This is a genomic window from Actinokineospora sp. (assembly GCF_050699995.1).
Taxonomy (GTDB): Bacteria; Actinomycetota; Actinomycetes; order Mycobacteriales; family Pseudonocardiaceae; genus Actinokineospora.
Map to the genome: position 1 here is coordinate 1 of NZ_JBOHGC010000212.1, position 7,100 is coordinate 7,100.

Consider the following 7,100-nt stretch of genomic DNA (forward strand, 5'->3'; position numbering starts at 1 on the left):
GAGGAAGACTCCGGCGGCGTCGGCTCCAGGTGACCATTTTTCCCGGCGGGCGGGCCGGGCGGTCCACTGACCGCCCGGCCCTCAGCCGCTGTGTCGCGGCCGATCCCGAGCACTTCGCCTCGGTCCACTGGGGCCGGTCCCCGCTGCTCAGTCCCGCCGCCGACCTGCCGAAGGGCTTCGACGACCTGCTGACCCTGGCGGGCGTCGACGAACTGCTGTCCCGACGCGGCCTGCGCGCTCCCTTCCTGCGGGTCGCGAAGAACGGCGCCGTTGTCGGTTCGAGCCAGTTCACCCGCGGCGGCGGTGTCGGCGCGGAGATCGCCGACCAGGTCGCCGATGACCAGGTCACCCGACTCTTCGCCGATGGCCACACCCTCGTCCTGCAGGGCCTGCACCGGCTGTGGCCGCCCCTGATCGACTTCGCCGGGCAGCTCGGCGTCGACCTCGGCCATCCCGTGCAGGTCAACGCCTACATCACGCCCGCGTCGTCGCGCGGCTTCGCCGCCCACTACGACGTGCACGACGTGTTCGTCCTGCAACTCGACGGCACCAAGCGCTGGCATATCCACGAGCCCGTCCACCGCGACCCGCTGCGCGACCAGCCCTGGGACCGCCGCGCCGACGCGGTGGCGGCTCGGGCGGAGCAGCCCCCGCTGATCGACACGGTGCTGTCCCCAGGCGACGCGCTCTACCTCCCGCGCGGCTACCTCCACTCGGCGACCGCGCTGGGCGGCGTCTCCGCGCACCTGACCGTCGGCGTCCACGTCCTGACCAGGTACGCGCTGGCCGAGGCGCTGCTCGCGCTGGCCGCCGACGACGTGAACCTGCGGTCCACGCTGCCCCTCGGCATCGATGCCGCCGACCCCGCTCACCTCGCCCCCCACCTCGCCGAGACTGTCGCAGCCTTGGCCGACGTGCTCGCCAAGGCGGACCCGGCCGACGTGGCCCGCGCGGTGCGTGGCCGGGTGTGGCAGGGCAACCGGCCCGCCCCGATCGGCCCGCTCGCCCAGGTCGCCGCCGCCGAGTCGGTCGCGGAAGGCCTGCGGGTGCGTCTGCGTCCGGGCCTGCGGCACCGGATCGAGACCGAGGGCGACCGGGTGCGCCTCGACCTACCCGGTGACCAGCTGTCCCTGCCGATCTCGACGGCCCCCGCGCTGGCCGTGCTGCTCGGCGGAGGGCCTTGTGTGGTGGGGGAAATCCCCGGTTTGCCCGTGGCCGACCAGCTCGTCCTGGTGCGCAGGTTGCTCCGGGAAGGAATGCTGGTGATGGTGGCGGGCCACCATGGGTGATCCAGTTTGACATCCTCCCCTGCCTGAAGCGAGGGGATTCCAACAGCGACTACCGGGTGAGGAGGTGGTCGTATGTTGAGGTTCACGGTTCGCGGGCCCACCCAACGGTGGGCCTCCCCGTGCAGTCACGGCATGCCCTGCCGCGTGTTGGATATTGATTGCCGCGTTCACGTCGGCGTTGGCGGCGAAGCAGCGCTTCGCGATAGCGGTCTTGACCTTGCCGCGCCGGTTGGAGCCGCGTTGGGCACGGGCGAGTTTGTGTTGCAGCCGCAGCAGCCGCGCCTTTTCAGTGCTGCGGAGAGTGGGCGCGGACAGCAGTTCCCCGGTGGACAGGGCCGCCGAGACCACGACACCTCGATCCACTCCCACCATCGCGCCCGTGCTCGGTCCGGCGATGGGCACTGGCGCCACGGCGAACGCCACATGCCAGCGACCCGCCCGGTCACGGGTGACCCGGTGGGACTTGACACCCTCGGCGACCGCACGCGACCAGCGGAACCGCACCCAACCCACCTTGGGGACCCGCACCTCGCCGATATTGCGGGATATCCGGCGCAGATCGCCCAGCTTGACTGCCACGATCCGAAAGCCTTCGCTCCGCTCGCGTCTGCGCCAGGTCGGGCGCCGGTGGGTTCGGCCGAAGAAGTTCGCCATCGCCTGGGCGAAGTCCTTCAACGCCTGCTGTTGCACGATCACCGACCCGGCCGCCAGCCAGGGGTTCGCGGCCCGAGTCTCTGTCAACTGGCGGCACTGCTCCACGATCCCCGGCGCCGCCTTGCGTCCTGGCTTCCAGTGAGCGTGTTGCTCTACGGCAAGGTTCCACGAACCGGGCATGCCCACACTGCTCCAACAACACCCGCTCCTGGGCGGGGGTCGGCTGAAGACGGAATCGGGACATGCCTGCCAACCTATCGACCACCACCGACAGAATCGGAAGACACCGATGGGGCCTGATCGAGCCGTAGCGAGCCGCCTGCACCCGAGTCCTCCCCGACGTGAACGCCGAAGCATCCGCGGGAGGTTCAGGTGACGCGGGAGCGGTGCTCGGACGGCTGCCTGCGCCGCGGCGACCTGATCGGGGCGAGTGCCCCGCCGGTCCACCACTGGGTGCTGATCGAGCAACCCGGGCCATGGGGTCCCGACGCGCTGTGGGAGTCGGCGCTGACCCCGAAGGTCGCTCGGTCCGTGACCGAACAGGCCGCCGAGATCGGGGCACGGGTGCTGCTGATCCGCCGCCCGGGGAGATCCGGACCGGGCCCGCGGCAGTGGGCCTTGGTCGACGCGCGTCGGGAACGGTTGTGGTGGAGCGAGTTCACCGATCACGACGAGCTGTTGGACCTAGGGTTGACCGACCCGCGTGGGGAGCCTTCGGAGGAGCCGATCTACCTGGTGTGCACCCACGGCAGGCATGACACGTGCTGCGCGGTCCGGGGGAGGCCGGTCGCGGCGGCGCTGGCGGTGGGGAGGCCGGGCCGGGTCTGGGAGTGCTCACACGTGGGTGGTGACCGGTATGCCGCGAACCTTTTGGTGCTGCCGCACGGGTTCTACTTCGGCCAGGTCGAAGCGCGCGCCGCGTCGGGGATCGCTGACGAGTTCGAAGCTGGAGGGCTTGATCTGCGACGGTTGCGTGGGCGGTCGACGTTGCCTCCCGCGGCGCAGGCCGCGCAGCAGTTTGTGCGGGAGCGGACTGGGGTGCGTGACATTTCGTCGTATGCGCCGGTTTCGGTTGAGCGGGTGGCGCATGAGGAGTGGGAGGTGGAGTTGGTGGGGTGGGTCGTTCGGGTGCGGGCGGTGTTCGAGCGCAGTGACACTCCGTTGACTTGTCGGGCGCGGGTCCCTGCTGCTATCCGGCATTTCGAGTTGATCAGCGTTCGGACGCACTGAGGTCGATCAGTGCGTGTAGGCGCTGACCAAGGCCTCGCAGCTGCGGGCGATCACCGCCGCCGCCCGTCGTTCCCGGTCGGCGAGTCGTGGGTCTTCGGCGTGGGCGCGCCATCTCAACAGGGCGTCGTAGGCTTCGCCGGACATCGACAGTCTGCTTGACGGGTCGGTTCCGTGGCCGCCCAAGAGCGCCGTGGCCTCCTCGGCCGCTTCGCCGAAGGACACCCGGCCGGTGCGCAGGGCCGCGAGGAGGCGGAGTTCGCGGAAGTCGTGGGCGCCCGCCAAGACCCGCTCCAGGTCCGCTGCGATCGTTGCCGCGTCGGGGCGGGGTTCCATGCGCAGCACCATGTCCAGAGCCATCATCGCCGAGCGGGCGCGCAGCGCGGGGGCGCGGTCGACGAAGCAGGCGCCGATCGACTCGCGCAGGTCGGTGATGCCGCTGGCCCGGATCAAACCGGTCGCCACGCCGTCGCGGTCGCGGATTCCTCTGCGTACCAGGCTGATCCCGATTCGGACCCCGAACAGGCCCAGCCGACGCAGGAGGGCGGTGTGGATCATCGGGTCCATCGCGATGAACCGGTCCACCGACAGCAGGGCCGCGTCCGCGTCCGGGCGGGGCAGTTGGCCGATGCGGTCGAGCGCCGCGAACTCGTCGACCGACAGGGTGGACCCGCCCACCGCGAGCAGGCCCGCGACGGCCACCACGTCCTGGCACAGGCCGGTCAGTTCCGGGGACTTCGCGTTTCGGCGGGCGACCTGCCGCGCGGAGACGAGTGCGTCGATCCGGCCCGCGCCGAGTTCGTCGGCGCGCGAGAGGACCACGATGGTCGAGACCGGGGTCGCCCGGGCGATCGGGTGGTCGGGGCGCAGCTTGGTGAGGTCGGAACCGGGCTGCGGCAACAGGTACACGGTCGCGTCGGCGTCGACGTGGTGGTCGGCGCTCGGGTCGATCAGCTCGACCTCGCCCGGCCAGTCGACGACCAGCCGGTCGGTGCCGATCACGTCGCCGACGATCGCGCTGAGCATTGTGGTGCGACCGGAGTCCGCGGGCCCGACGATGGCCAGCCGCAGCGGTCCGCGCAGCCGGGCCTGGTGCGCCCGCAGGAAACCGTCCGCGCGCGGGCTGTCCCGGTAGACGGCGAGCGCGCGGTCGAGCAGACCCCAGGCCGACTCGTCGAGACTCACCAGAGCCTCCTTGGTTGTCGGTGTGTAGTTGCTGGTGGAATCCCCGGCCCTCAGGCAGGGGAGGATGTCAAGCGGTGAGTCCCCGCGGCGCGGGCAGTGCCTGGATAGCGTCGACCCGGCCACGCAGGGCGGTCAGGGTTTCCAGGCCGCGGCGGACCTCGGCGGCGCGACCGCTGCGCAGGGCGGCCGTCGCCTCCAGGTCGCGTTTGATCTCGCGGGCGGACGCGGTGGCCTCCTCCCGCAACCGCTGCGCGACCTCGGTGAACCGGTCCCGCAGGGCCCGGTGGATCACCCGCATCGCGTCCTTCGTCTCCTTGCCGTAGGACAGGAAGAAGTCGTCGACATGGCGCTGTGCGGTGGTTTTCGCGATCGCCTGCCTGCGCTTGAGCCGGGCGCCGCGCTCCTCGAACACGCTCCGCGCGCCGAACGCCGCGCCCGCGCCGATGGAGATCGGGTTGATCAGCGGCATACCGGCGAGCGTGGTCGCCAAACCCGACATGAGCAGGCCGCTGTAAGACCCGCGCAGGCCGACGAACAGCTTCTGCACCGGCGTGAACTTCTCGATGTGCGGCTTGCGGAGCCCCTCGGTGCGCTCTCCGGAGAGCTCACGCAGCACCGACGCGGGCAGCCGGTCGGCGTCGGGCACGACCTCGCGGGCGATGCGGTTGGCGATCCACTCGAACCGCTCCAGCAGCCAGTCGGAGTTGACCTCGGCGAGCACGGTGAGGCTCTCGGTCATCCACTCCTCGAACTCGTCCCACACCTTGACGGGGTCGGCGACCTCGAAGTAGTCGTCGACCTCGCGCAGGATGCGCCGGGTCCGGTCACGCAGGTCGTACTCCACGTCCGACATGAGGTCGGCGACGTCGTCGCCGAGCTGGGTCTGCCACCGGCCCGCCTCGCGCTGCAGTTCCTCGACCCGGCGGCCCGCGGCGTGCCAGTCGGCGAGCGCGGCGGCGTCGGTGGTCGGGCCCGCGGTCTCGAACTCCGCGCGCAGCGGCGCGATGAGCTGGTCGAGCGCCAGCCTGGTGGTCGCGGCGGCCGCCTTCGCGACCACGGCGCCCGGGTCGGCCAGGATCGCCTTCTGCAGGTGGGTGATCAGGTCGCCGAAGCCGGACTCGGTGTTGAGCTCGCGGTCATCGGCCCGCACGGCCGCCAGCCGCAGCGCCGAGGACACGGGGATCACCGTCGAGGGCAGCCCGGCCTCTTCCAAGGCGCGCCGATCGGCTTCGGCCACATCCCGCCAGTCCGGCACGATGTCGATCTTGGTGAGGACGACCACGACGGTCGGGCACAGCCGCACGATCTGGCTCAGCACGTCCAGTTCCAGCGCGGTCAGCTCGCCGGTGGCGTCGGTGACCAGCACGGCGGCGTCGGCTTCGGCCAGCGCGCCCATCGCCCGGATGGTCCGGGGGCACCGCGCGTCGCCGACGGCGGGGGCGTCCACCAGGACAAGGCCCGCGCTCAGCAGCGTGCGGGGCAGGCCGATCTCGGAGCGAAGGACGTCGTCGCGGACCTTCGCGAGCTTGTTGGCCCGGGCGCTCACCGATTCGACGGGGGCGCCGGAGCGTTCGATCGAGCCGCCGAGCGCGGGCCGGACCGATCCGGTCACGACCGAGGCGGTCGGGGTCTCGGCATGGCGCACCACGGCGGGGACCACGGTGGTGACGTCGTCGCCGACCGCGCACACCGGGGCGTTGATCAGGGCGTTGACCAGCTGGCTCTTGCCTTGGCCCGCGCGGCCGAACATGACCACGCGTCTGCCGGGTTCGAGCAGCCGGGCCCGGCGCAGCAGCAGTCTCTCGGCGAGATCCGAGCGGTCGTGCGCCGCGCAGGCACGGATGGTGTCGTCCAGGGTTTGGAGCCAGGGCGGTGCCATCACCCGGTCGAGTGTGCCGTGTTCGGCCATCAAGGTGAAGAAGGCGGGGTCCGTTGTGACCAGGACCCCGCCTTCACCGCACTCGGCGCTTAGAGACCGAGGTTGAGGTCGTCGACGAGTCCGCCCACGTCAGGCAGGCCGGCGTTGCCGGTCACGGCGCCCAGCGGGCTGTCGTTGACCAGGCCACCCACGTCCGGCAGCGCCGCGCCGAGGTCGGGCAGCGGGTTGGCGACCGGCAGGTCCGGCAGGCCGGGGAGGTTGACCGGCAGGTCGGTGGGCAGGTCGACCGGGAGCTGCGTCGGCAGGTCCGTCGGGAGGTCCGTCGGCAGGTCGACGGGCAGGTCCGTCGGGATGGAGACCGGCGCCGCGGGCAGGTTCGCGATCTGGTCGGCGACGGTCGCCGAGCCCGACTCGATGTGGTCGGCCACGTCGGCGCCCGTGCTGGTCAGGAAGCCGCCCAGGTCGGCGGTGCCGGACGCGACGGTGCCCGCGAGCAGGCTGCCACCGGTGGAGACGTAGTTCGCCACGGTGGTGCCGGAGATGTCGTCGGCGCCGCGCAGCAGGTCGGAGTCGAGCAGGTCCGACGGGTCGGTGCCCAACTCGGGCAGGCCACCCGAGGGGAGGTCGCCCAGCGACGGGACCTCGAGGGCCGGGAGGCCCGGCAGACCCGGCAGGCCCGGCAGCGCGTCGAGCGACGGGACGTCGAGGGGGAGGCCGTCCAGCGACGGGATGCCGCCCAGCGACGGAGCCGACAGCTCCGGCAGGGACAGCTCCTGGCCGACGAGCGAGCCGCCCGCGGCGAACTCGCCCGAGGCGCCCAGCGCCAGGTCGGCGGAGGCGACACCCAGGTCGATGCCGCCCGCGGC

At 71.8% G+C, this 7,100-nt stretch carries 4 protein-coding genes and 1 pseudogene; 2 read left to right on the top strand and 3 right to left on the bottom strand.

Annotation, left to right across the window (positions count from 1 at the left end; translation table 11 throughout):
• The first annotated feature begins 29 nt into the window (after positions 1–29).
• Positions 30–1,289 carry a JmjC domain-containing protein gene (locus ACRDSQ_RS11815; RefSeq protein WP_431420936.1) on the top strand — a complete coding sequence of 420 codons (1,260 nt, stop codon included), beginning with the start codon at positions 30–32 and terminating at the stop codon, positions 1,287–1,289.
• 1,026 nt (positions 1,290–2,315) lie between these two features.
• Positions 2,316–3,173 carry a sucrase ferredoxin gene (locus tag ACRDSQ_RS11820; RefSeq protein WP_431420934.1) on the top strand — a complete coding sequence of 286 codons (858 nt, stop codon included), beginning with the start codon at positions 2,316–2,318 and terminating at the stop codon, positions 3,171–3,173.
• Between the two features lie 6 nt (positions 3,174–3,179).
• On the opposite strand, the gene ACRDSQ_RS11825 is transcribed toward ACRDSQ_RS11820, so the two are convergent.
• From ACRDSQ_RS11825 to ACRDSQ_RS11835, 3 genes and pseudogenes are all read right to left on the bottom strand, one after another.
• Positions 3,180–4,355 (bottom strand): hypothetical protein, encoded by a 1,176-nt coding sequence (locus ACRDSQ_RS11825; RefSeq protein ID WP_431420935.1) that lies wholly within the window; start codon positions 4,353–4,355, stop codon positions 3,180–3,182.
• Between the two features lie 67 nt (positions 4,356–4,422).
• Entirely contained in the window at positions 4,423–6,234 is a 1,812-nt protein-coding gene (locus ACRDSQ_RS11830) for a dynamin family protein (RefSeq protein WP_431420937.1), read from the bottom strand.
• 89 nt (positions 6,235–6,323) lie between these two features.
• Positions 6,324–7,100, bottom strand: a pseudogene (locus tag ACRDSQ_RS11835) (hypothetical protein); the annotation flags it as partial.

What these genes read in the sequence shown, in the direction of transcription:
- ACRDSQ_RS11830 (WP_431420937.1), bottom strand. Translation starts at nt 6,234, where the DNA reads ATGGCACCGCCCTGGCTCCAAACCCTGGACGACACCATCCGTGCCTGC.